This is a genomic window from Pedobacter ginsengisoli (genome assembly GCF_002736205.1).
In the GTDB taxonomy this organism is placed as follows: Bacteria; Bacteroidota; Bacteroidia; order Sphingobacteriales; family Sphingobacteriaceae; genus Pedobacter; species Pedobacter ginsengisoli_A.
In genome coordinates, this window is record NZ_CP024091.1 from 2,754,255 (window position 1) to 2,780,308 (window position 26,054).

Annotated in this window: 26 protein-coding genes; 2 read left to right on the forward strand and 24 right to left on the reverse strand. The window is 38.8% G+C overall.

The features are described 5' to 3' along the window. Nucleotides 1–102: 102 nt before the first annotated feature. The 17 genes from CPT03_RS11345 to CPT03_RS11425 form a co-directional block, all read right to left on the reverse strand. Nucleotides 103–1,446, reverse strand: a complete 1,344-nt coding sequence (locus CPT03_RS11345) for a transposase (RefSeq protein WP_216641538.1) — start codon at nt 1,444–1,446, stop codon at nt 103–105. Between the two features lie 348 nt (nt 1,447–1,794). Further along, entirely contained in the window at nt 1,795–2,256 is a 462-nt protein-coding gene (locus CPT03_RS11350) for a DUF6265 family protein (RefSeq protein WP_099438960.1), read from the reverse strand. Nucleotides 2,257–2,294: 38 nt separating this feature from the next. After that, nucleotides 2,295–2,858, reverse strand: coding sequence for a DUF3347 domain-containing protein (locus tag CPT03_RS11355; RefSeq protein ID WP_099438961.1), 564 nt, complete (start codon nt 2,856–2,858; stop codon nt 2,295–2,297). A 32-nt stretch (nt 2,859–2,890) separates the two neighbouring features. Further along, nucleotides 2,891–4,114, reverse strand: a complete 1,224-nt coding sequence (locus CPT03_RS11360) for an efflux RND transporter periplasmic adaptor subunit (protein ID WP_099438962.1) — start codon at nt 4,112–4,114, stop codon at nt 2,891–2,893. A 3-nt stretch (nt 4,115–4,117) separates the two neighbouring features. Further along, nucleotides 4,118–5,359, reverse strand: a complete 1,242-nt coding sequence (locus CPT03_RS11365; protein WP_099438963.1) for an efflux RND transporter periplasmic adaptor subunit — start codon at nt 5,357–5,359, stop codon at nt 4,118–4,120. After that, on the reverse strand, nt 5,337–6,587 hold the full coding sequence (locus CPT03_RS11370) for a TolC family protein (RefSeq protein ID WP_099438964.1): 1,251 nt from the start codon (nt 6,585–6,587) through the stop codon (nt 5,337–5,339). Before CPT03_RS11370 ends, CPT03_RS11365 begins: the two co-directional genes overlap by 23 nt. Then, on the reverse strand, nt 6,574–8,511 hold the full coding sequence (locus tag CPT03_RS11375) for an efflux RND transporter permease subunit (protein ID WP_099438965.1): 1,938 nt from the start codon (nt 8,509–8,511) through the stop codon (nt 6,574–6,576). The genes CPT03_RS11370 and CPT03_RS11375 overlap by 14 nt, the downstream gene beginning before the upstream one ends. Then, entirely contained in the window at nt 8,508–9,806 is a 1,299-nt protein-coding gene (locus CPT03_RS11380; RefSeq protein ID WP_099438966.1) for an efflux RND transporter permease subunit, read from the reverse strand. Before CPT03_RS11380 ends, CPT03_RS11375 begins: the two co-directional genes overlap by 4 nt. Before the next feature lie 24 nt (nt 9,807–9,830). After that, nucleotides 9,831–10,175, reverse strand: a complete 345-nt coding sequence (locus CPT03_RS11385; RefSeq protein WP_099438967.1) for a heavy-metal-associated domain-containing protein — start codon at nt 10,173–10,175, stop codon at nt 9,831–9,833. Between the two features lie 101 nt (nt 10,176–10,276). After that, nucleotides 10,277–10,675, reverse strand: a complete 399-nt coding sequence (locus CPT03_RS11390; RefSeq protein WP_099438968.1) for an HYC_CC_PP family protein — start codon at nt 10,673–10,675, stop codon at nt 10,277–10,279. Between the two features lie 85 nt (nt 10,676–10,760). Next, the gene (gene rfbD, locus CPT03_RS11395; protein ID WP_099438969.1) at nt 10,761–11,627 is read right to left on the reverse strand and encodes a dTDP-4-dehydrorhamnose reductase; all 867 of its coding nucleotides are present in this window, start codon (nt 11,625–11,627) and stop codon (nt 10,761–10,763) included. Between the two features lie 87 nt (nt 11,628–11,714). Beyond that, nucleotides 11,715–14,828, reverse strand: a complete 3,114-nt coding sequence (locus CPT03_RS11400) for a sugar-binding domain-containing protein (RefSeq protein WP_172954169.1) — start codon at nt 14,826–14,828, stop codon at nt 11,715–11,717. A 177-nt stretch (nt 14,829–15,005) separates the two neighbouring features. Beyond that, nucleotides 15,006–15,545 carry a dihydrofolate reductase family protein gene (locus CPT03_RS11405; RefSeq protein ID WP_099438971.1) on the reverse strand — a complete coding sequence of 180 codons (540 nt, stop codon included), beginning with the start codon at nt 15,543–15,545 and terminating at the stop codon, nt 15,006–15,008. A gap of 52 nt (nt 15,546–15,597) precedes the next feature. Then, on the reverse strand, nt 15,598–15,999 hold the full coding sequence (locus CPT03_RS11410; protein ID WP_099438972.1) for a glyoxalase: 402 nt from the start codon (nt 15,997–15,999) through the stop codon (nt 15,598–15,600). 11 nt (nt 16,000–16,010) lie between these two features. Further along, entirely contained in the window at nt 16,011–16,460 is a 450-nt protein-coding gene (locus CPT03_RS11415; protein ID WP_099438973.1) for an SRPBCC family protein, read from the reverse strand. Nucleotides 16,461–16,486: 26 nt separating this feature from the next. Then, nucleotides 16,487–16,864, reverse strand: coding sequence for a DoxX family protein (locus CPT03_RS11420; RefSeq protein ID WP_099438974.1), 378 nt, complete (start codon nt 16,862–16,864; stop codon nt 16,487–16,489). A gap of 24 nt (nt 16,865–16,888) precedes the next feature. Then, the gene (locus CPT03_RS11425) at nt 16,889–17,311 is read right to left on the reverse strand and encodes an SRPBCC family protein (protein ID WP_099438975.1); all 423 of its coding nucleotides are present in this window, start codon (nt 17,309–17,311) and stop codon (nt 16,889–16,891) included. 135 nt (nt 17,312–17,446) lie between these two features. Here CPT03_RS11425 and CPT03_RS11430 point away from each other — a divergent pair, with 135 nt between their 5' ends. Beyond that, nucleotides 17,447–18,424 (forward strand): GlxA family transcriptional regulator, encoded by a 978-nt coding sequence (locus CPT03_RS11430; RefSeq protein ID WP_099438976.1) that lies wholly within the window; start codon nt 17,447–17,449, stop codon nt 18,422–18,424. Here CPT03_RS11430 and CPT03_RS11435 read toward each other — a convergent pair. Both CPT03_RS11435 and CPT03_RS11440 read right to left on the reverse strand, forming a co-directional pair. Then, complete coding sequence (locus tag CPT03_RS11435; protein ID WP_099438977.1) at nt 18,412–19,143, reverse strand: sulfite exporter TauE/SafE family protein; 732 nt, start codon at nt 19,141–19,143, stop codon at nt 18,412–18,414. The two genes, CPT03_RS11430 and CPT03_RS11435, sit on opposite strands and share 13 nt — an antisense overlap. 74 nt (nt 19,144–19,217) lie before the next feature. Further along, the gene (locus CPT03_RS11440; protein WP_099438978.1) at nt 19,218–19,397 is read right to left on the reverse strand and encodes a DUF6496 domain-containing protein; all 180 of its coding nucleotides are present in this window, start codon (nt 19,395–19,397) and stop codon (nt 19,218–19,220) included. Between the two features lie 361 nt (nt 19,398–19,758). Here CPT03_RS11440 and CPT03_RS11445 point away from each other — a divergent pair, with 361 nt between their 5' ends. After that, nucleotides 19,759–19,959, forward strand: coding sequence for a hypothetical protein (locus CPT03_RS11445; RefSeq protein ID WP_099438979.1), 201 nt, complete (start codon nt 19,759–19,761; stop codon nt 19,957–19,959). 271 nt (nt 19,960–20,230) lie between these two features. Here CPT03_RS11445 and CPT03_RS11450 read toward each other — a convergent pair whose 3' ends face one another. The 5 genes from CPT03_RS11450 to CPT03_RS11470 are packed head-to-tail and all read right to left on the reverse strand — an operon-like array spanning nt 20,231 to nt 26,009. Beyond that, on the reverse strand, nt 20,231–21,541 hold the full coding sequence (locus tag CPT03_RS11450) for a sensor histidine kinase (RefSeq protein WP_099438980.1): 1,311 nt from the start codon (nt 21,539–21,541) through the stop codon (nt 20,231–20,233). Continuing rightward, a complete protein-coding gene (locus CPT03_RS11455) occupies nt 21,525–22,901 on the reverse strand; it encodes a sigma-54-dependent transcriptional regulator (RefSeq protein WP_099438981.1) in 1,377 nt (458 codons plus the stop codon). The genes CPT03_RS11450 and CPT03_RS11455 overlap by 17 nt, the downstream gene beginning before the upstream one ends. Nucleotides 22,902–22,919: 18 nt before the next feature. Further along, entirely contained in the window at nt 22,920–24,053 is a 1,134-nt protein-coding gene (locus CPT03_RS11460; RefSeq protein WP_172954170.1) for an ABC transporter permease, read from the reverse strand. A 17-nt stretch (nt 24,054–24,070) separates the two neighbouring features. Then, on the reverse strand, nt 24,071–25,321 hold the full coding sequence (locus tag CPT03_RS11465) for an ABC transporter permease (protein WP_099438983.1): 1,251 nt from the start codon (nt 25,319–25,321) through the stop codon (nt 24,071–24,073). 19 nt (nt 25,322–25,340) lie between these two features. Next, entirely contained in the window at nt 25,341–26,009 is a 669-nt protein-coding gene (locus tag CPT03_RS11470; protein WP_099438984.1) for an ABC transporter ATP-binding protein, read from the reverse strand. Between the last annotated feature and the right edge of the window lie 45 nt (nt 26,010–26,054).

Consider the following 26,054-nt stretch of genomic DNA (forward strand, 5'->3'; position numbering starts at 1 on the left):
CTCCTTCACACCAAATACACAAACAGGTACGTGGCTGTTGCAGAAGACTTATAATTTTGAGCATATTCGTTTTTATATGATGAATTGTAGTTTATAGGCTAATTAATTCAGGCTTATGACAAATGCTTGATCTGGAGCATTATCTAGTTTATATTGATGACTCTTTGCTTTTTGTACATACTTAAAGAGGTTATCTGAGGCTTTCCTTACTCTGAATTTCATGTATTTCTTAAGATTGAAAGCTATTGCAGACATCAACATGACTTTATGTGCACCGGGTTTTCCTATTACACCAATTTTATTCAAGCCGTAGTAATGAACAAGACTTCCAAATACTGGCTCCAGGGTGCTTTGAGGTAATCGTTTCATTTGCTTACCTCTTTTGCTATGCTGCTGACTATATGCTCTTTGATACTCTTCTCCATAGGCTGATCTGTTGATTTTTTTCGAGTTGCTATTTGGGATGCAGTCAGTCTTTAAAGGACAGTTTTTACAGTCCTTGTGAGCTGACCGGTAATTCTTCAATAAACTACCGTCTTGAGATTTATTAAACCTTTTAAAAGGTATTGATTTGCCCATTGTACAAGTATACTGATCCTTTTCTTTGTCATAAGGGAATCCTTCTATTTCTGGTTTGTACCTGCCAAAAACAGGTATCCATGCGGTAATATTTCTTTGCGCTAAACAATGATAGTTAAACCCATTAGAATACCCCGTGTCTGCTAACAGGTTCTCTAACATCAGTTCATTTTTCTGCAGACGGTGCTGTATCTTATTGGTTAATCCAGGTAAATATTGGCTATCACGACCATCCGCAAAATCAGCTTGTACATGGCTAATGATTCCCTGTGCTGTATCTACAGCCATGCTGCAGTGATAATTTAGCTTTCTTGCTTTACCTGGTTTAACTGAAATACGGGCGTGGGGATCATGAGGGTTATAGTGTGTTTTATTACTAACTAGTTGAGCCTGTTTATTGGAAGCGCCCATAGGTTTCACTTCGCTATTGCGTATTTTCTGCTGCTGCCTTTCCACTGGTTTTAACTGATGTTCTGGAGCAGTGATATGTTGCTCTTTAATCGGTTTATTGTTTCTTTTATCTTCACTATTCTCTGAATCTGCTTTCTTAAGATAACTTCCAACTGATTCAACAGGAACTTTTAAGGCCAGGGATTCCATTGATGCATTAGCTTTAACTGGTGCTGAGTCTATTGCCTGAGTATGCCCAGACACCAACCCTGCCACTACACATAGACTACACACCTTATTGAACAGGGTCTCAAATAAAGAGATGGGATATAATTGTCTACTGAGACTAATGGTGGAGTGCCAAGGTAGCTCCTGATCTATGTCATATCCTAAAAAATAAAGTATATCCATTCGCATAGCGCAATGCTCAACCAGCTTCCGGTCTGATGTGATATTCTCTAGATAACCTGTTAGCATCAGTTTAAAGAAAAATACAGGATCAATAGACGGGTTTCATGTATTTCCGTATAGAAATTTAGTGTCTTTATATAGAAAACTAAGATCAATTGTTTCTAGAAGCCTACGATAAAAGTTCTCCTGGGGAACATGGTTTGATAATTGGAAATTAGTAAACAACTTTTCATTATAACCCTTTTTGCCTTGCATGGCTTTAATATACCCAATCTAAAAAATAATTGGAAATAATTAGAAATGTTTTATTGTTCTGCAACAGCCACGTAACTGTTTGTGAAGGATGTGTGTAGAATGTGTGAACTATGTGAGGGCTTGGTATAGAGAATTAAAGAAGATGTTCCTTTTGTTATATCATGGTTTTTTAATAAAAATAAAATCAACACTATGTCCATCACCAGATATTGTAGCATATATTTTTTTATCTTTTAGCGTATAAGCTATTTTTTTGGGAAAGTCGTGTTCTGGGTTTTCGCAAACAAATCCACTATTGGAAATGGACGTTAGTTTAAAGAAGGTAGGATTTGGATCGCCTTTTGCAATTGCGGTAAAGAAAATATCGTTCCCTTTGGTCAACAATTCCATCTTTTCAAAGAACACTGTATCGGTGCCTTTAATGGTTACCCCCTCACCCACTAATTTTGAAGGAGATATTACTTTCCAGCTTTCATAGCCTTTATGCCCGGGTTTACCATTGGTACGAATCCAATCGCCAGACAGCCATTTTAATTTTTGAAAATCCTGCTTAGATTTTTGCTGACCGTAAACTCCAATTTTAAGTAAAATCAGTAGGGTGAGGAGAATTATTTTTTTCATTTTAAGATAGTTTCTATAAATATAGAGATTTTCAAATCTTAGTTTATAGTTTCTTTTACATCACCACAGGTAAGCATATTTTCGCCAAAATAAGGGTTCTTTATTTCCTTTTGGCTACTTAACCACGATGCACCTTTATCATTTAAGGCCATTGGGCAATAATCTACATACAACTCACCAGAGCTTAGGCCAGATGCTTTTACTCTTTCAATAAAGTTTGTACTCAATTCGGCAAATGCAATTCTTTGTGCATCAATATCAGTGGCAGATCCTATTTTAGCTACAATTGTTGCTAAAGAAGTTCCGTTACTTAATTCTTTTGAGCCTAGTTCAATTGCATTAGCAGCTACCTTTGCCTCAGCCACATCTCCTTTAACAAGCGCGTTGGTTAAGTGAACATAATGCTGATAAACTGCGTTTAATTTATCGTCTTTTAAACTTACTGTGGCGCTACTCTTTTCTGTAGGTGCAGCATGTCCCTCGCCTGCTGCATGGTTATGACCATCGTGTGCATCAGCATTTGCGTTTTTTTGCGAGTTGCCACAGGCAGCAAGTAAGGTTACTGCTGCCAAAGTAATAATGAAATTAGTTACTGTTTTCATTTTCTTCTTTTTTAATTATTGTGTGTTTATTACTATTTTATTTTAAGCCCTTCAATTGGATTTTTACCTTTTTTAAGGATGTACTCGCTATATAAAAGGTAAGCCCCGGTTACAACAACCTGATCTCCGTTTTTTAAACCTTCAGAAATCTCTACTTCATTGTTATTCTCTTGTCCGGTTTTTACTAATCGTGGTTCAAAGTGGTCTTTACCATTTTTAACCCACACATGCATTCCTTTACCATCCCTAACTACAGCATCAACCGGTAAAGTCAACACGTTACTTTTACTTGCCGATGGTAAAAAAACATTTGCCTGCAGGCCCGGCTGCCATTGCTGCCGTGGGTTTGCAATGCTTCCTCTGATTTGGGTAAGCTGTGTTCCAGCCTGAAGTGACGGCGTAATAAAGCTAATGGTCATTTCCTTTGGCTGATCTTCCCATCCGGCAATAACTACTTTAACCTTCTGCCCTATTTTAATATTCTTGGCCTCGTTTGGATAAACATCAGCCTCAACCCATAACTGACCATATCCTTCCAGTCTTAAAATCGGGCTACCTTCTGTTACATATTGGCCTTGTGTTACTGATAATTCGGCAACTACTCCACCTTCTGGCGCATAGAATACCACATATGGATCTTTTTTCTGAGTTTTAACAAGCTGTTGGATCTGACTTTCAGATTGCCCATACAATTGCAATTTTTGTTTTGCAGCGGCTACAATCTGTCGTTCTATTTTATCGCCCTGGAATTGTTTTTCCTGGGCTATAGCCATCAGGTATTCTTGTTGAAGCGTAGCCAATTGCTCTGAGTAAAGTTTGTATAGAGGTTGTCCTTTACCAACTTTAGCTCCGGTTTCTCTGATATACAATTGCTCAATTCTACCGGCAATTCTGCTCGATATATAGCTGCTTTGCTCTGGGTTTACAGTAAGTCTGCCATTAAGCTGTTTAGCTCCTGAAAGGTTACCTTCGCCAATTACTAAGGTAGTAATATTAGCCAGGGCCTGTCGCTTCTCATCTATTTTAAGGGCTTTTTCATTACTGTTTTTTTCAAACGGCACCAGATCCATTCCACAGATCGGGCAGGTACCCATCTCGTTTTTTATTATCTGTGGGTGCATAGGGCAGGTAAACGTTTGCTGTTTTACCGCACCCACTTTCCCTTTCGATTTATCCTCGCTACTGCAGGCAGCAACAAATACCGACGGAACCAAAGCCAGCAGGGCAAACTTTTTTATAAATACTTTCCGTTCCATAACTTAATTTCTTTTGTTTTCAGTCATTTTTATGAAGCTTTCGCTATCTACCAGATAAGCTGCATTTTTACTTACCTCCCAGTTCCTGATGTCTTCTTTAATCTGTATCATTCCGGATATGGTAACCCCCGATTTTACAACTTTAGGGATAACAACATTACCTCCCTTTTTAAACACCACTGTTTTATTACCAAGAGATACCGCAGCTGATTCTGGCAACCACCAGGATGCCTCAAGTAATACAGGAATTCTGGCAGTTAGTAGCTCACCTACCCTAAAGTTTGGTTTATTAAGATAAGTGCGGGCAATGGTAAAGTTCACTCCATCTTTAAAAACTGGCTGTATCATACCTATACCGGCATTCTGAATGGTACTTTTATCAGCGGTTTTATAGAATAAAAACTTGTCTCCCTTTTTAATCAGCGACGCCAGGGCAGGCTTTAAGGAAAATTCAGCAATCAGCTGATTGGCATTGTAGATGGTAAAAAGCGATTGTCCGGCGCTTACATATTGCCCGACACGCAAAAGCACAGGAGAATTTACCGGAACAGCACTTACAGGAGCTGCTGCCGATGGGCTCCCTCCGCCTCCCATATTATCCATTCCGTCTCCACCAGATGATGCTGTCGATGCCCTTGCACTAGCAACAGGTGCCGGTGCTGCAGATTTTTCGAGGATGTATCCATCTGCATTGCTGTATATCGGAATACGGTAATTTACCTTTCCTGTTTTTAAGAGCTGATTGATGCTGGCAGCACTCATCCCCAGTAACATTAAGCGTTGCTTTGCTCCCTGCAACATGGTCTGATCAGTTCCTGTACCTTTCAGGAATAGCAATTCCTGCTGTGCAGCCGCCAAATCCGGAGAGTAAACCTCCATTATCAGTTGTCCTTTTTTAACTGGCTGATAATTGTATTTGATTAGCAAACGCTCTATTCTTCCACTCACTCTGCTGGCAATACTGCTCTGATTTCTTGTATCGTAATTAATGATACCTTGAGCCTCTTCCGTAAATATTTTAGTACCATATTCGGCCTTAATTACAGGTAGTGTAGATACTACCTGCTCGTTTGAAGGCTTCAACAAGTGAGAAAGATTACTGTCAATTTTTACCACACCCGGATCATCGTGATTGGTATGTTTATTGTTTTTAGCACTGTTGCAAGCGCTAATTGCCAATAAGCCGATCAGGGCAAGTGCAACCAGTCTGTAGGTTTGCAGCTTAGCGATATAATTCTTTCTCATAATCGGCTATCATTAAATAAAGTTTCAATTTCTCATCTAAAACACTGGTCTGCATCATGGTAAGTGCTTCCCACGAATCAATTACCTCTGGCAGTTCCATCTTATTCTCACGGTAGTTTAAAAAGTTAACATCCAGCGATTTTTGCAGTGTTGGAATAATCTTAGTTTCCATAGCATCAATACGCTTTTGCATAGACTGGATTTCGAACTGCATACCATAGAGCATCCCTTGTGTTTCCTGTAGCATAGCGGCCTTCTCTTTGCCCATTGCCTGTACTTCATATTCCATGCCCTTCACTTCTGATTTGTACATTTTTGAAGACCATGGGGCAATAGGAATGCTTACCATACCCATTACACTGAAAGCTTTAGGCATCATCTTGGTTAAGGGCGACATATGATCGAACCGCAGCTTAAAATCGGGCTTGCTTTGCTTTTTCATTGCTTCGATATTTAGTTGCATAGATTGGATATTATAATCCATCTTCTTGATATCGTTTCTGGCCATGGCCAGGCTTCCTGTATCAATAGCATTTGCCTGTACAAACTTTGGCTGATAATTGGTATCAATAGCTATATCTGCATTTCCGGGCTGGTTCATTAAACTATTTAACCATGCTTTTGATTTAGCAATATCCCCTTCCTGCATACGGATCATATTTCTGTTTTCTTCCAGTTTTGCAGTGGTTTTATATACGCTACCCAATTTCGATTGATTAAAGGGATACCTGATCTCTTCAATCTTCTTCATGGTTTGCATGATTTTTTCATTTTGCTTAAGCACCTCTATTTTCTGAGCTGCAACCAGCCAACCGAAATATAATCGCTTTGCCTGTGTTTTATATTCATTTAAGGTAATGCCGCGGGTTTCATTCTCTGCCTTACCTTTCGATTCGATATAACGCTTGTTGGCATTTAATTTAGACAGGTTTGGAATATCCTGTTCCAGCTGCACCATTATAGATCCTTTATCCCTGTCGTCCATAAGTTCCTGACCCGGATAAGGGGTCATAAAAGTACCCACACCTATCATTGGCGCCATCCAGGCTGTAGCCGCTTTGGCGGTATGTTTATAGCTCTCGGCTTTTAAGCCATACGATTGCAGTAAAAGATTATTTTTATCTATACGGTACAAAATCGTATCCAACGATAGCACCTGTTTTTGCTGGGCTGCAGTGTAAAAGGGCAGCAACAACAATACCCATGTTAATTTTTTAATGATGTACATCGTGAACCTCCAGTTTTCCATATTTCCTCAATTCATACTCTTTGGACATTAAAAAGATAAGTGGCGTAACCAACAGAATGTGTGTAGAAGAGGTTAGTACACCACCTATCATTGGCAATACTATTGGCTGCATTACATCTACCCCAACGCCACTAGCCCATAACACTGGCACCAATCCGAATAACGACACGCAAACCGTCATCAATTTTGGTCTTAACCTTTTGGCTGCACCATGAATTACATATTCTCTAAGGTCATCCTTTGTAATTGTCTCATTAGAATTGCCTTTTAATTTGATAAGTTGCTGCATGGCATCATTCAGGTAAATTACCATCACAATACCGGTTTCTACAGCTATCCCAAACAAAGCAATAAAGCCCACAGCCACACCAACAGAGAGGTTAACTCCCCAAAAATAAATCATGTAAGCTCCCCCAATTAAGGCAAAAGGAACAGTGATCAGGCTTAAGAATGCCTCTCTGATAGAGCGAAATGCAAAATACAGTGAGAAGAAAATGATTACCAGAACCACCGGAGCTATCCACATCAACGTTTGCTTACCCCTGATCAGGTTTTCGTACTGGCCACTCCATTCCAGAAAATATCCTTGGGGAAGAACACCTCTCTCTTTATTCAGTTTTTCAATTGCATCTTTAACCGTACTACCCAAATCTCTATCGCGAACGTTAAACATTACCGCACCCCGAAGAATAGCATTATCAGAGCTGATCATTGGCGGCCCATCTTCAAACTTCACATCGGCAACTGCCGATAAAGGAACTTCACCAAAAGAAGCTGATTGAATAGGGATTCTTTGAATACGCTCTACGCTGTTACGATATTCCTGAGCCAAACGGACACTTATAGAAAAGCGTTGCCTACCTTCAATGGTATTGCCAATGGTTGCTCCACCCAGGGCACTTTCAACAACCTGATTAACATCGTCTACGTTTAAGCCATACCTTGCCAGCTCTTCTCTTTTTACATCTATAGTTAAATATTTACCGCCAGTAATGGGCTCAACAAATAAATCGCTTACCCCAGGCGTACCTGCTAATGCGGCCTTTACCTTTTCAGAAACTGAGGCAATGGTATCCAGATTTTGTCCGAATACCTTTATCCCTACATCGGTACGGATACCGGTAGCCAGCATATTGATCCTGTTAATAATTGGCTGTGTCCAGCCGTTTACCACACCCGGAATTTGAAGCTTGGCATCCAGTTCTGAAACAATATCTTTTTTGGTGATGCCCTCTCTCCACTCGCTTTTAGGTTTTAGTGTAATAATTGTTTCGATCATACTGATCGGTGAATTATCTGTAGCGGTATTTGCCCTTCCTGCTTTTCCCAGAACCTTATCAACTTCGGGTACCGCTTTAATTATCTTATCCTGAACCTGTAATATCCGCTTTGCCTCTGCATTTGAAACATCAGGCAGCGTTACCGGCATAAACAAAATACTTTGCTCATCTAAAGGTGGTATAAACTCTGTTCCTAAATTTTTAAGCAACGGAATGGTAATCAGCAAAGCGATAATGTTAATGCCAATAGTTGTTTTTCTCCATTTCAATACCGTTCTGATAATTGGCTCATAAACCTTTTCCAAAAGCCTGTTTACGGGGTTTGCATGGTCTGGTCTGAATTTCCCTTTCATAAAGAAAGAGATCAGTACAGGCGCTAACGTAATCACCAGCAAAGCATCAACAATCATGATGAATGTTTTGGTGTAGGCCAGCGGATGAAACAATTTCCCTTCCTGTCCGGTTAGCATAAATACGGGTAAAAAGGAGGTTATAATAATTACCGTAGCAAAGAATACACCTCTGGATACCTGTTTGCTGGATTTAGTGATCACGGCAAGGCGATCTTCTTCGCTAATCCAATCCGGAGATTTGCGAAATATATTTTTAAACCAGTTCCTCATGATACTGTAGTTTTATTTTGATCTTTTTCCCACTGTTCATATCGCTCTGCCAAATGCTTATAGGCATTTTCGCTCATGATAATCCCATTATCTACAATTACCCCGATGGCCAGTGCAATACCGGTTAGTGACATGATGTTCGATGAGATATCAAAGGCATTAAGCAGGATAAAACTTGCGGCAATTGTAATGGGAATTTGTATAATTATGCTCAGGGCACTACGCCAGTGAAAGAGGAATACAAACACGATGAGCGACACTACTATCATCTCTTCGATCAGTGTATTTTTTATAGAATCAACCGATTCTTTAATTAGTTCACCTCTATCGTAAACGATATCAAATTTTACGCCCTTAGGTAATCCTTTCGACACTTCCTTCATCTTTTCTTTTACACGATCAATCACCTGCGCGGCATTTTCGCCGTATCGCATAACTACAATACCGCCTGCCCGTTCGCCTTTACCATCCTGGTCAAATATGCCTAACCTGGTTTCTCCCGTCATCTGAACGGTAGCCAGATCGGATACCTTTACCGGTGTACCGTTCTGATTCTTTACCGGGATGTTTGAAATTTCTTGAATTGACTTGAGGTAGCCCGATGTTTTGATGATATAGCCCATATCGCTCATCTCAAATTTTCGGCCGCCAGATTCGTTGTTATTACTCCTAACAGCGGCTATTACCTGTGGTACAGTAAGTTTATAGTAAAGCAGTTTATTTGGATCTATTGAGATTTGATATTGCTTTTGGAAACCACCAAATGAGGCTATTTCGCTTACTCCCGGAACGGTTTGCAAAGCAAACTTCACATACCAATCCTGTATTGCGCGCTGCTCTCCCAAATCCATCTCAGGAGCATCCAGGGTATACCACAATACATGGCCTACTCCTGTTCCATCTGGTCCAAGTTGTGGAGATACACCTTCGGGCAGCGTTCTGGAAATGGTACTTATCCGTTCCAGAACCCTTTCTCTGGCCCAATAAACATCTACATCATCTTCAAAAATCACGTATATGAAACTCATTCCAAACATGGAAGAACCTCTTACGTACTTAATTTTTGGTATTCCCTGCAAATTGGTAACCAGCGGATAAGTTACCTGATCTTCAATTAACTGTGGCGATCTGCCCATCCACTCGGTAAATACGATTACCTGATTTTCTGAAAGATCAGGAATCGCATCTATCGGATTCTTTTGCACGGAGAAGACTCCCCATATAAATAAACCGGCAGAAAGTACCAACACAATAAATCTATTGTGCATCGACCATTCTATAATTTTATGTACCATTGTTAATAACCCTCTTTCTTTTAGTTATTTTTTGTCTGTACTCTTTCTATCGTATTGGCAGCATGAAGGTAGTTTGCTATAATTTTCTTGTTTGGCAGTAATTTTCTGAGTATCGTGCCCTGCTGCCGCAATTTTTTGCTGAATGTTATCAGCCGTAATCTTGGCACTGTCATAGCTTACGGTTAATATTTTAGATTTTACATCCCATACGGCAGTATTAACGCCTTCAACTTTAAGGGCAGTTTCAATGCGCTTTTTACACATTCCACAGTTTCCTGATACTTTAATTTTATCGGTTTTAGATTGTGCAAATACAGCACTACCAAGGAAAGTCAAGCCGACTACCAGAAGAGATCTTAATGAGTTCATCTTAATAAGTTTTAAAGAAATTGGTATAAATAAAAATTGGGGCTACAGTAATGCTGTAACCAGGGCACGGATGTGCCGGGCATTAGAAAAGAAAGAGGGTATTATATTCTGTAGGTACAGTTTTTTAGGTAGACAGGCACTTGCTGTCCGTTAGGTGGTGCATTGCTTAATGCTTCCCTTATAATTTTAACAGGCACCGGAGCCTGATAATTAACAAATAATTCTGCTGACAAGATTGCAGTAGATGGCTGATCAAATTTATAAACCGCTTGATTTACTTTTTGAGAATTCTCGACCTTAACTTCATGCTTAACATCTTTACAGCATGATTTCTTTTTAGATTCTGCCAAAGGCATTTTACAGAAATCGCATAGCTTACCAGTTTGTTTTGACATGCTCCAGCTTACCAGCTTGTCCATGCAATAATGAAAATGCACAGCTGCCCCACTGGAAACACCCAGATAGAAAATGGCGAGTATGGTAAGCAGTGTTCTTTTCATTACGGTTCAAAGATTGGAAAAAGAACGGAGAAAGATTTATATAATTCCGTTCTTTTTTTACATCAGGGTTTAGTTACCCTATGTTTTAACCCTTTTCTAATACAGATAATTGCTCAATGCACCTCACTAAACTATCTCTCCAATAAGGTATTTCTATTCCAAAAGTTGCTTTAATCTTTGTTTTATCCATTACAGAGAATTTGGGTCTGCTGGCTCTTGTTGGATAGGCAGAAGTTGGAATCGGGCCAACTTTTACCTGTGTATTACTGATATCGAAAATACCTTTAGCAAAATCAAACCATGAAATAGAGCCTTCATTACTATAATGATATATTCCATATTCGGTTTTACCAGAAGCAATAATGTCCAGAATTGCACCTGCCAGATCAATAGCATAAGTTGGTGAGCCAATCTGATCAGCTATAATATTCAACTCATCACGATCTGCTCCTAGTTTCAACATTGTTTTCACAAAGTTATTTGCATACTCAGAATACAACCAGCTTGTGCGAATAATGTAATGCTCATTAAGATTATCAATAATATCTGCCTCACCTTCAAGCTTAGTTAAGCCATAAATACTAATCGGTTTTGCCAAATCATCTTCTTTTAGCAATTCAGGGATAGCACCTTCAAAAACGAAGTCTGTTGAAACGTGAACAAGTGTAGCTCCAAATTCTTTACAAAGCAAGGCAATGTTTAATGCCCCCTGCTTGTTTATTAATCGACAAAGCTCAACATCATCTTCAGCCTTATCGACCGCTGTATAAGCAGCGCAATTGATTACGTATTCAGGCTTTTTATCTGCAAACAAAGCTTTTAGTTTCTCAACATCCAGAATGTTTGCTGTAGTTTCATCCGGAAAGTCTAGTGTTCCGATATTTCTTTTCGAGGCAACTGCCTTAAGACATTGCCCTAATTGTCCTGATGCTCCTAATACTAATGTTTTCAATATAAATTGAGTTATGTTATATGCTATTTAAACAAGCTTAATCTACTGACTAATACTTTTTTCAAAAATAACATTATAATGTAGAATCTACTTATTTTCTAAAAACACAAGTTCATCAATCATAGCATTACTGCCAGATTGCGAATCAATCCGGATTACTAATTTACCGTCGTTTGTATCCTCTCTCATCACAAACAGTTTTATCCATTTACCCTGCTTATCAAGTTTTCCGGTTGAGAACTCTCTGCCATCAATCCAAATTTTAGCTATCCTGCCTTCATTGTTCCAATCTTCAAAATGAATAAACAACTCCCCAATTACGCCCTGAGGTGGGTTGATTTCTATTTCCAGTTTCTTACCATACCAGGCAGCCTTTTTATCCCAGCGCCAAATACCTTCTGAGTCCTTCAGTGCGTATTTAGTACTACGCTTTAACACTACATTTTCAGGCTCTGCTTTAACATAAACCAATGCATCCGCAAATGCAGCCGGTACTGGTACCTTACTTTCAGCTTCCTGTACCAAAGGGAAATTTTCTTTTAAAAAGTTAGCATCAACATTCACTTTCGGCAAAAAGGTTTCGTTCTCTACATATTTTAAAACACTATATCTTAATTGCTTAGCTACAGGATTTGTTGCCTCTTGTATATCATATCCGCAAATTAACAGCTTACCTTTTCCAACTTTACATTCTATAAGTGAGCCCAATTTCTCATTAATATGGAAATCACTTATGGGTTGGGCTATTGGCTCAATATCTTTTGGCCAGCTTGCAAGTTTAAAAGATCTGCCCTTGCTAATTGGTTCCCACTGCCAATCTGAATAGTTATCGGTAGGGAAATACTTATAGAGATCGTGTTTATTGTTAATGTATGCTCCAAGTGTAGTGTTCTCTTGCCCTGGAAAAAATACGTTAGACCAAAACAAAGGGGTAAAAAACAATGGTCTGAAACTTGCATCTTTACCAAGTTTGGAGGCATAAAGCAGTACAGTTTTACCGTTGGCCAGCGCATCCAAGGTTTTACTGTCAAGCTGGTTACTTTCAATAACTTCTGCAGTAGAAGGGTTTGTTAAATTTTGAGGATATACCCAGAGATCCCATTCATTGCGATAAGATGTACCTGGCAAACTAACCACAAGTTTTGCCTTAGTAGCCTTTAATACAGTGTTTAAGGGAACGCTAATTTCTGAGATGGCCTTAACCTCTCCTCTTTTTATAGTAGTGGGATTACTAATACCCTTGCCAAGAATTTTCCCTTCATTATCAATAACCTCCCAGCTCACACTATTTTGTATAGTATCATTACTGTAATTGGCAACTTCTAATGATGCGCTAAAGGTTTCTGAGTTTTCCCACACAAATTTTTTAATCCTGGCCAGAGGTACAACATGATTATTGTACTGCTTAAAATACTGCGGACTTGTTGTTCCTTTGTCATCATAAAACACATCTAACCAACCAACTAAAGCTTCGCCCTGCCCCTGATAATCCTGCATGCTAAGCATTTGAAATCCGGCACATGATTGAGTGCGATAGAAGTTTTCAATTAAACTTTTATATAAGATCCTTTGTGAGGCCCCGCTTGCAAAATGAAATATAGAATCCTGACCTTCAAGCCCGGAAGCGATGGCCGATTCCCTGCATACCTCGAGATTCCTTGCTTTTAAAACCCCTTTATATTTATCTATTTCTGACCACAATGGATAAACCGGGAACTGACCAACTTCGTGTGCAATAATTGGGATATTACTTTGTGAATAGTTTTTTTCCAGATCATAGTCTGAACGTCCTCCTTTTAAACCATAGGTACCACCTACATTTGGGATGTTATGGGTAACAGAATAGTCATCAACTGACATTATTTTCCTTGCAGTAGATGTAGCATATAGTCTTCTGTTGTCTTTTTCTTTTAGCTTTTTAACCCATTGCTCCATCTGGTTAAAATCTGAATTACCTAATTCGTTTCCGATACAAAGCATCACAAATGAAGGATGATTTCCATATGCATCAATCATACGCTGCATTTCATCCTGTACAAACTTATCTGCTGATGGGTTTTTACCGAGACCGTTGGGATGTCCTTTAGTTTCCATATCCGGTCTGTCTTTAGGTGGATCAGTCATCCACCAATCTATCCAAATGGTTTCGGCCTGTATATAAATGCCAAGCTTATCTGCTGCCTCAAAAGCTGCTTCAGGCGGACACCAGGAATGAAAGCGGACATGGTTGAGTCCATAAGATTTGTATATTTTAAAGATCCTTTCCCATTCCTTAACATCGCATGAAGGATAGCCTGTAAGAGGAAAGTGTACACAATCCAGATTTCCCCGTAAAAAAACCGGAGCATCATTTATCAATATTTTTGAGGCAGAATGCCCAATACTTCGAAAGCCAAAATTTGTTGCGATCTGGTTTTCGTTTTGCAAACTCGCAGTTATTTTGTAGCGATTAGGAGAAAATTCATCCCACAGTTTAACAGGAAAATTTAATTTAAGGTTATGCCGTTGCTTTGCGGAGGGAGTTAGCTTTTCATTTGCCTGAAATACCTGCTTGTTGGTTTGTAAATCAATTACACGATAGGTGACCTTCATTGGAACAGGATTGCTAACCTTTAGTTTCAGTTCAATCGATTTACTTTCAGCATCTGCAAATACCTGAATTTCACTTATCTGTGTAGATTTTTTTGCTCTCAGTTCTAATTTCCCTACCGCACCATTCCAGATGCTTTGGGTATATTCGGTATACACATGGCCTTTATCGCCTATATTATAGATTAAATCATTATCAATTCGCAAGGTAATGCGGTGTTTTCCTGGTTTTAACTTTCCTAAGTTATGCACGTGAGGTACAGCAAGTGCATCTTCAGTTCCAACAAGCTTATCATCTACCCATACTTTTGATTGCCACATTACCCGTTCAAGAAACAAGTTTACCTCCATATTTTTCCAGTTTGCTGGAATATTTATCTCGCGGCTGTACCATGCAGCACCAATGTATTTATATGCTCTTGACAAAATACCATAATCGGCACCTTTGGTTTTTGTTCCTTTTTTTCCCTCATCTGTTGTACCAGGTAAAAGAATGTTATCTGTAAATTGTTTTTGATACCAATGTTCCTTTTCTCCTTTTTTGTCTGGATCTAACTGAAATTTCCACGAGCCTGCAACAGAGAGTTTCTGCTGAGAAAAGCCAGCGTTCATAATTAGAAGGAGAACAAAAAAGGAGAATGTAGATTTTATATTCATGGTAATCCATTATTTAACAATAAAAGCAAACATACACTAACCTAATGTAAAGGAAATGGATATTCCATTTATATTAATGGATTATTTTATTATTAAGATCGGTTGAAGATTTCATTTTTTGTATCAGTGCATTTAAGCAATATTTTTAATACCATAACGAAGCGAAACCAAACCAGTCTCATAAGTTTTACTCTCTAAAAGTGTAAGATGTGTACGGTGGCCATAACTTTGGAATAGCTGCTTGCCACTTCCCAGTAATATAGGGTGTACTGAAAGCCATAATTCATCAACTAAACCTTCCTTCATAAATACCTCGGTTAATGAGGCCCCACCATATAGCCATATGTCTTTACCGGGCAATTCTTTTATCCTCCGCGCTTCGGAAATACTATTGTTTGCTATAATTACGGCTCCTTCTTTTACTGACTTTAATGTTTTCGAGAATACATATTCGGTCATTGCCGGCATCCCAGGTATCATTTCACCATTATTGCTATTAGCATATTGCTGTGCTATTTCATAGCTTTTACGGCCAATAAAGAGCGCATCTATACAGGTAAAAAATTTATTGAGGCCATAATCTTGGTCTGTAAAACACCAATCATACTCTCCATTGGGACCTTCAATGTATCCGTCTAATGTTACAGCTAATCCTAATATTAATTTTCTCATATGGTTAAAGTTTTATACATGACAAAACTACATAGATTAATTATCTATACTACTAAATACCCAGTACCCACCTTACATCAAAAGCATCTGTTATTTCAATTAGCTTTTGGTCATCATAATTATTTGCCAGAAAGTTCTTTCTGGCAAATTCCAGCTTATTAACAAGCTCATCTCTATCATAGCTATTTTTACAGTGCAAAAAAATGGAGATATAATTCCCGAGTTTTCTTCCCTCGTTGTGCACCAGATCAGACCCGTGGATAATTATAGTGTCAGAAATCAGTGATCCACTTACAATAGGCATTTCAGTGTAACCATTTACTTTCTTTTCAAAAGTTTCAAATTGCAAGAGCCCTCCAAAACAGGTTTGGTAAAAGCTAAGTGCTTTCTTGCAATTTCCTGAAAACGTTATGAAAACAGCACTTATTATTTTGTTATGATCATACTCAATCATAGCTGCAAAAATTAAGCATCAGGAATCTCAGGTTCAACAAGTTTTATCAATTTATCCAAGGATTCCTGCCAACCTAAATAACACATTTCTGTGGGTATTACTTCAGGTATACCTTCTTGTAGCACTTTAAGCTCAGCGCCACACAAAACCTTATTTAGCCATACGGTTGTTGTCATTTCTCCGGGCAAATTAGGGTCATCAAACTTATCCGTATACTTTATTAATTCATTCGGAACTATTTCAAGATATGTTCCTCCAAAAGAATGTTTATTCCCGGTACTGAAGTTAATAAAGGACATTTTAAACTTACCTCCTACCTTAAAATCCATTTGCTCTACTGTACATATAAAGCCATATGGTGGCAGCCATGTTGAATGTGCTATAGGATCTGCAAATGCCCGAAATACTTTTTCTGGACTTGCCTTAATAACGCGGTGTAAAGAAACTGAATTACTTTTCATTGTTATAAAATTTAATGGGTGATTAATTAATTGCTATTATTCTGAATTTTATTGTTATACCTGTAAGAAACAGCCAGAATACCTAATACGGCAAGTGGCATTATCATATAGCTGATGTTTTTATCAACGCATGCATGGCTGATGAAGGCAAAGATCAAACTAAATGTAAGCCCGGCATAAGCCCATTCTTTTAGCTTAACAGGTGTTTTAGGGAAAGAAATAGCTAAAACACCTAGTACTTTACAGATGATAAGTGCATAGGCAAAATAATCTGGATAGCCTAAAGGTTTTGTACCTGCATTTACATACTGGGGTGCAAATAGCATAGTTCCAAGCGGCATTACTCCTTCCCAAAGTAGTATAATTCCCGTTGCCACCCAAAAAATTACTTTATTCTTCTTCATAATAGTTAAAATAAGTAGGGTTAATTAATTAGTTGATTCAATATATTTCACAAAATTGTTTAAGATAGCTTGCCATCCTTGTTTCTGAAATTCAGGATCATTTTCTGTTTCAGCATCAAATGTGGTTGCTATGTTAGTTTTGCCATCTTCTTCTGTAAATAAAGTAGTAGCCTTTCTTCCGTCGCCCATGGTGTAAGTAATTTCCTTATATAAATCCACTTTATCATAAACGCCTTCAAAGTCAAAACCAAAGCTGCCATCTTTAGCTTCCATTCTATGTTTAAACTTACCACCTACTGTCAGATCGTTTTCACTACTTGGACTATGCCAACTTGGGTCAGCACTATTCCATTGCATAATATCGCTTGGTGTATTCCAAGCTTTCCAAACTTTTGCTACGGGAAGATTAGTTGCTGCTTCTACCGTAATTCTTGTTACTTGCGCCATTGTTATCTTATGTTAAATTTTACTATTCAAAGATACACTAGCAAACAAAATCAGGGCTATTGCGAAAACGACAACTTTGGGGGCAAATTATGACAAAATATTTTTTAGCTTAGTAATTATAATCAAATAATTGATATGCGAATTTCAGTCTTTGTGCCTGAGTATGGTGTAATTGAGGCAATTACACCTCCTTTTAGAAGCTTCCATACTGCTAATGAGTTTTTAACTACATTTGGTAAAAAACCCATTTTCAAGGTAGAGTACGTTGGTTTAAATGATTATGTACCAGCCAATAATGGAGAGTACACAATTAAAACCAATAGGCTACTCAAAGATGTTAGTGAAACGGACTTACTAATTATACCTCCTACATTTGGCGATACTACCAAAGGAATACAGGCCAATGCAGAGGCTATTCCTTATTTTAAAAAGCTGTATAAAAATGGTTGTAGTCTAGCCAGCTTGTGTATTGGTGCTTTCCTTTTAGCTGAAACAGGCTTACTGAATGGTAAAAAATGTTCTACACATTGGGCTTACATTAGTGATTTTAAAGAAAGATATCCTGAGGTGGAAGTAGAGGATGGAGCCATAATAACAGAACACGACAATATTTACAGCAGTGGTGGTGCAAGTAGTTTATGGAATTTAATACTATACCTTATTGAAAAGTTTTCTGATAGGGAAACAGCAGTTATGATTTCGAAATATTTTGCTTTAGATATTGGCAGAGATAGCCAATCTCAATTTGCCATATTCAAAGGTCAAAGAAACCATGGGGATGCAGAAATTCAAAAGGTACAGGATCATATTGAAAAGCATTTTGAAGATAAAATAACGATAGAAACGTTAGCAAATTTAATTAATACGGGCCGTAGAACATTTGAAAGACGATTTAAAGAGGCTACCAACAACACATCTATAGAGTATATACAAAGAGTAAGAATTGAAGCTGCTAAAAAGTTTTTTGAAGCATCAAGAAGAAATATATCAGAAATCATGTTTGATGTGGGCTATACCGATACAAAAGCATTTAGAGATACATTTAAAAAGATTACAGGACTTACCCCAATTGAGTATAGAAATAAGTTTGCAAAGATAGCTTACGAGGTATAAGTACTGATAATCAAAATTAGGCTAATCACTATAAGCCCGCAATAAACATACTTAAAAAAGGATCCATCTTTCAATTGATGATTTAAATATCTCCCTAAAAATATGGCGGGCATAGCTGTGATTATCGAAATAAGAAAATAAGTATTCACTTGTGAGGTGACAAGCCCTTTGGCATAATATCCTATGATACTAATAAGACTTACCGGTAAAAAGTAGGCTTGTAATGTGGCTCTGAAATATTTTGGGTCCCATTGTCTTAAATTCCCGTATACAACCAATGGCGGACCATTTAAACCATAAGCTCCACCAAATATTCCAGATAAGAAGCCACAAACAAAAAGCCAGAACTTGTTATCTTCATTTAATGTTTTATTGCTATTAAATTGAAGCGAATACAAGGAATATATTATAATCAATATTCCAAGGCCAATTTTTACCAGTACTTCATTTCCATACATCAGAATCATAATGCCAATAGGTACTCCAAGTGCGGCATAAAAAATCAACCATTTAGCACTGTAAAAATGGATCTTCTTATGGTCTTGTATCACAATAATAAGTGCAATAATCACGGACAGCATTACGGACAATGGAACTGCAATATCTACCGGCAGGAAAAAAAGAAAAAGCGGAACGGCGACCAGTGACTCACCAAATCCCAAAGTTGAACGTACTAAAGATGCTATGAAACTAATTATAAGGATAAATAAAATTGTCAATACGGAATATGTTTTTGATTGCTTTTCGAAAACCCAAATTTACAAAAATTGCTGATGGTATAGTGATAAACAAGCTATTTCCCTTTCTTTTTAGGCATTTTAGCCCCTTCCTTTCTTGCTTCTGATAATCCAATCGCAATAGCCTGCTTCTTAGAAGTTACCTTTTTCCCACTTCCTGATCTCAGTTTTCCTTCTTTCATCTCATGCATTGTTTTTTCAACCTTTTCTGATGCTTTTTCTGAATACTTTGCCATAATAATAAGTTTAAAGGAGGCTAGCGATATCCTCCTTACTTGTGAAACAATGCTGCTCTCATAAAAGAACTTTTAAATAGAATAAAATCAACACACAGAAAATCAAATTGTTTAAAATAATGAAAACCCAATTATTTACTTGAAAAATAAGTCAAAACAAATTTGCCTTTGGACCGTTATACAAATACCAAAGGAGATCGCAAAATTTTCTCCATAAAAATCTTCTGTTTCTGAAGTGTTTTCAGAACAATCCGCGAGGGGCCTGAATAAAGTGCAAAAGCAAGCAGACTATTATTAAATCGAATCTTCGATCTCCAGTAATGGCTAAAGCTCGTTTGACCTGATTCATAAAAGAGCTGTTATGCATAAAATTCTTATTCAGGAAGCCGATGCATCCATCAGGGATGTCTTGAGCTTGTCCCTCAAAGCCGATGGCTTTGAGGGAACTTTGATTAAAAACTGTAATGAAAAATTGTTAAATCTGGTAGCATTTGTAAGACCATATCTATTGGTTTTAGATTTTAAACTTAAAGGGGCCGACAACATACTTATCTGTCAGTGAATTAAACCTGCCTATCCAAAACTCCCTATTTTAGCAATCAGCTGTAATTATAATATTCATAACGTTTATGCTGGTTTATGGTTTTGACGGCTACATAACTAAACCATTTGATCTGGATACACTCTGTCATATTCTCAGGTCCCATATTGCAAGCCTTAATTCATATCCTGATCAATTATCTGTCCTTAATTAACACCTTAAAAAAATCAACCAGTTGAGGTAAACATTACGCGCGCTTTACAAGTCTTAGCAGGAACCTGGATAATATGAATTATTCCTCTCTACCAGGTATGACGATTTTAAATTCTGTCCATTCTCCAATAGTTTGCAAAGAAAATTTAAAATTATGATTATAGAGTATTTCTCTCGTTAACATCAGTCCAATACCCTGCCCGTTTTTTGTCGTACTAAAGAATGGGGAGAAAAGCTTCCGGCTCACCTCATTTGAAATTCCGGGTCCGGTATTGGAAATTGAAATCATCTGCTCAGCAAATAACGTTTTAATCCGTATGGTCCCCAGCTGATCTGCAGCCTCAATTGCATTTTTCAGTATATTAATAAAAACTTGTTCTAACTGTTGGGCATCCGCAAAGCTTTCAAATACAAGCACATCCAGATCCCATAACCAGTTCAACTGTTTTTTCTTCGCGCCTGCTTCCATAAGCAAAACAACAGATCGAAGCAAGGAGACCAATTCAATAGTATGCTTAATTGGCTCCGGAACACGTACGACTCTGGCAAAATTTGACATCAGTTCACTCAAACCGTGGTTGCGGTTAATAGAAGTGTTTAAGGCCGCCATATAATCTTCCTGATCTTCCTCGTTCAGCTGGCACTTATAATTTAAACAACTGTTCAGCATTGAATTGATGGCACCGATCGAATTGTTCACCTCATGAGACATCATCTTTATCACCTTCTCGTAAGCATTTTTTTCCTTTAGATAAATCTCACTGGTTAACTCTTCAATTGTAATAAATGCCCGGGAATATCCCAGGTCTGTAAAGGTTGCACTGTGGCATTTGTAAGATTTTATACCATCCAGGTTAACTACTTTTGCTTCATTTACTTCTAACATTGTTAGTTCCTCAGCAAGTCTTCCGCCGATCTGACCAAGGGATTTTCTTAGAACCTCATCTGGCTTCATGTCAAATATACTTGCTGCAGCGGGATTTATAGCAGAGATAAGTCCATCAAAATCGAATATGATAATCCCGGAAGGAGATGCCTCAATCAGTTTTCCCAGAAAAGAACTTTTTTCCGCCTGTAATAAGCGCTCATGTCGCAACTGCTGGATCATCAGGTTGTAGACATGAATAAGTTCATCCGTTTCCGGGTGACCAATTTCGCTTAACCGCGCACTAAAATCCTTGTCTTTCAAGGTTTCAATTCCTGAGGAAATGGTATCGAAAGTCCTGCTTATCGACTGATAGAGCCAATAAGAAAGCAAAAATGAAACAAAAAGCACGGCTTCTCCGATAAAAAATGCAGTGCGATCTGCCGTATAAAGTTTAGTGAGTAGATAGATAAATACCGCATGAACTGCAACTACTACCAGTAAGACTTTAGTTTTGAGTTTCATAGGGAATATGATATTTTTCCAGTTTGCGATATAACGTTCCCCTGCTTAAACCCAGTGCTTTAGCCACCCTACTGATGTTGTTTTGATGAAAATCCATTGCATTCCTGATCATGGAAAGCTCCATTTCATCAATCGACAATGTCCCTACAGCTGGCAAGGTCTTGGGCGCATTTGATAGTCTTTGCACTTCCAAGTGCTGTTCAAAATCTTTGATATCAAGGTCATCCCCTTCGCTGAGCAATACTGTACGTTCAATCAGGTTTTTAAGTTCTCTGATATTGCCAGGGAGTGAAAGTGATTTCAACCAGTTCGAGGCTTTGTTATTAATTTGCAACCTGGGTCGTTGATAAATTTCCTTAAGATTACGAAGAAAGTAATTGGCCAGAATCGGAATATCTTCTGCACGTTCCCGCAGAGGTGGTAAACGAATAATGATCAGGTTGATGCGGTAGTAAAGGTCTTCTCTAAAATTTCCCGCAACGATCATCTCCCGCAGATCACGGTTAGTTGCACAAACTACACGAAAATCCACCGCCCGGGTCCGGCTATCGCCCAGCACCTCGTATTTGCGGTCTTGTAATACCCGTAACAATTTCACCTGACTGTTTAAGTCCAAATCCCCTATTTCATCTAAAAAAATCGTGCCTTTGTCGGCCAGCTCAAAACGGCCTACCCTATCATTGCGGGCATCGGTAAAAGCACCGCGTTTATGACCGAACATCTCACTTTCAAACAAGCTGGCAGAGATACCTCCAAGGTTAACCTTAACAAAGGGCTTATTCCTGCGGGAACTGTTCTGGTGAATGGCTTCAGCGATAAGCTCCTTCCCGGTGCCACTTTCTCCGATAATCAGTACTGATGCGTCAGTACCAGCAACCCTCGCGATGGTCTGGAGGATATCTAAAAGCCGTGGGTCTTCTCCGACAATATTTTCAAAACCATATTTATCATTCAGTTTTTTCCGGTTCATTGCACCCGGGCTATCCTCTTCGGTAGATAAATCCAGGGCTGTTCTTAAGGCACGCATCAGGTGGTCATTATCCCATGGCTTATTGATGAAATCTGCCGCCCCTAGTTTCATCCCCTCAACTGCTAGTTTAATCGAGCCCCAGCCAGTCATTAAAATGACTGGCAACAATGGCCTTGATTTTTTAATCTGCTGGAGCATCGCCAATCCGTCTTCTCCCGAGGTTTCCATAGAGAAATTCATGTCCAGCAGTACCGCAACTATTGGTTTTTCCTTAAGATATTCGAGAGCCTCTTCCCGGCCATTTGCCTTGATGGACTTGAATCCGTTCTGTTTCAACAACAGGCTCAATGAAGCACATACCGCAATATCATCATCAATAATCAAAATCATAGGAACAAATTAATAAGTTTATTCTTCATGTAAAGCATCCGAAGGATTAAGCCGCGCTGCTTTCAGGCTCGGATAGAAAGCACAACTAAGCATCAGCAAATACAAAAATAACGCAGACCCTAAAATACTTAAAGTTCCATAATAGAGGTCTAAGTATTGCATAATTAATAGCTGACCCGCGATTAGCACACCCGGTAAAATACCTAAGGTTGTCAGTACCATTGCTTCCAGGAGAAATTGTTTCAATACATCCCCCGGACTTGCCCCCATAGTAACCCGCAGGCCAACTTCGGCTTTACGTTTTGAAAGATTATAACTAAATACCCCCGAGATCCCCAGAAAGACATTGATCAGCAAAAATGCGAACACCAACAAGGTGATACTCAACTGAATGTAATCTGTTTTCTGTGCATATTTTTTGACCAGGGTTAAAGAGATATTCTGCTTAATCAGGATTTGAGAAGCGTCAACCGAGTTGACGGATTTCCTGATCTGTTCCTCCAGTAGTTTGAAGTTGTCTGTGTTTTTTGATTTCAGTAAATAAGTTGTTGCAGCTGTTTTCAACGGGACAAAAAAACCCGGAACCTGATCGGCTCCTGTATTTTCTCTCAAAGCTTCTGATACCCCTACGATCCGTGCGGATTTGCCCCCGATCAAAATTGTTTTTCCAATAGGGTTTCCCTCCGTGAAATCGCGTTCAGCCAGATCTTTAGTTATGACAACGGGAATCATATTTAATACCTCATCCTTAGCCGTAAACCATCGTCCCTCAACTAATTTAATACCCAGCACCTTCTGATAATCCTCATCTACTTCAAACTCCAGGGCTTTGCTGGTTTGTTTGTTGTAGGTGATCTTTTCTTCACTACCCCATTGTAGAAAGGGAATTAACTGAGCACCGCTTACCAGTTCGACCTCTTTAAAGGCCTGTAACTTTTGCTTAATCAGTGTGCTATAGGTCAGTTTCTTTTCCTCGGGCATCTGCTGAAAATCAAGTGAGACCAGCCAGGCATCCTCATACTGATAACCCAGTGGCCTGAAATAGTTACCTAACTTCTTCAAATTCAACCCCAAACACAGAAACAAGGCAGTAAAGGTGACAAACAATTGCAGTAACAGGAAGAAATTCGCTTTTTTCCTATGTATGATCATTTTAAACAAGTGCATAATCATAAGTTATTCCCTCCTTTCAATGCATAAATAACATCCATTCGGGACATTTTCCAGGCTGGATAAATCCCGGAGACCAATCCTAGTAACAGGCAACTGAAAAGACAGAAGCCAAATACCCGCCAGCTGATGACAAAACTGTCGGTAGGCATTTTAAATAAAGGGTCGAAAGTATTAATAAACTGCACCAATAACTGTGAAGCGTAAACAGATAAACCAAGCCCAATCAATCCACCTATTAGGGTGATGATAATGTTTTCAGTCACCAGCTGACCTATCAAGGTACCTGAAGTAGCTCCAAACGATTTACGGATGCCAATTTCTTCTGCCCGTTCACCGATACGCGTAACATTGATGTTCACCAGACTAATCGCGGGGATTAACAGGAAAAGAATCAGGACAATGCTGATGATGATTGCGGTCTTTCCATACTCGGGTTCATCATCGTTAAAAGAGCTGCTTTTAGCGAATTGTTCCAATGCGCTGAATGCATGCACCTTTACCGAATCTGCACCTGAAACCGGGTTCACCTTTTTCAAAAGTCCTCTCAACTCTGCACGCACCTTTTTCAAGTCATTCGTTTTTGCCAGCAGCATTGCATTATAAGTGCCCTCCAATGCCTTATCCGTTCGTTGGATATTGATATCCGTAGTATAAGGAACATAAACATCAGCATAAATTCTGCTGAAAGGCGTTGAGGGCTTTACCACGCCTATAACCTGGTAAGAAATTCCCTGTATAGGAAACGTCTTACCCAAGGCAGCGCCATCCTTAAAGAAATAGCTCTTTGTCTTTTCATTGATCACTGCAACCCGCGCCCCTTTTCTAACCTCATTGCCATGGAAAGGTTTTCCTTCCAAAAAATCAAAATCAGTAATCTTCCAGAAATTTTCATCGGAAAACTTGAGCACGTGGCCGGCAGTTTTTCCATTAAGGAAAGAAATAAATTCCCTGGTCGTAAAATACGAAATGAACTCGGTGCTTTCTAAATTGTGTATGTTTTTTTGAAGAAAGTTGATACTGGGTACAGCATCTGTTTTTTTACCGCCCTTATATACCGATACCTTATCTAGTATCAGGGTTCTTTCCCTACGGACTTCCGGTGGATTGGCACTTACAATCTGATCGAGAAAGGACGCAAATACCGTGATCACCATAATTGTCAGGCTAATTCCTATCAGGGTAAGTGCTGTATAATACTTCTTGCGAAGCATCACTTTAAAAGTGAGTTTTATATAATTTTTTAACATGATTTCTGGGTTATACCGGTTAACTTACTTGCTGACCATCAAAGAAATGAATGATCCGCTGCGTTTTTTTTGCCATGTGCTGATCATGGGTGACCATAACGATCGTTGTCCCATCGGTTTTATTTAGGTGCAACATTAAATTCATCACCTCTTCTCCCATGGCACTGTCCAGATTTCCTGTAGGCTCATCTGCAAGCAGGATTTCCGGGTTCCCAATAATAGCACGTGCAATGGCCACTCGCTGACGTTGTCCACCTGAAAGTTGATTCGGATAATGCTTGCTACGGGCACTTAAGCCCACCTTTTCCAAAGCCTTTACTGCCCGTTTGCGTCTTTCGGCACTAGAAATGCCTTTACGGTACAACAGCGGTAATTCTACATTATCTATAACAGAAAGGTCATTAATCAGGTGATAGCTTTGGAAAACAAATCCCAGTTTAAGATTTCTGAATGCTGCAAGGCTTTTGCGGCTAAGTGCGGTCACCGTCTGCTCATCAATCTCGATGGATCCCGCAGTTGGTGTATCCAATAGCCCCATGATGTTGAGCAGTGTACTTTTACCACAGCCTGATGGCCCCATGATGGCTACAAACTCACCTTTACCGATATTAAGGTTGATTTGGTTAAGGGCTGTGGTTTCAATTGTTTTGGTACGGTAAATTTTCTCTATGTTGGATAATTTTATCATTTCGATTTGAGTTAATGGTTGCAAGTTAGTGTGCCTAGTATTAAA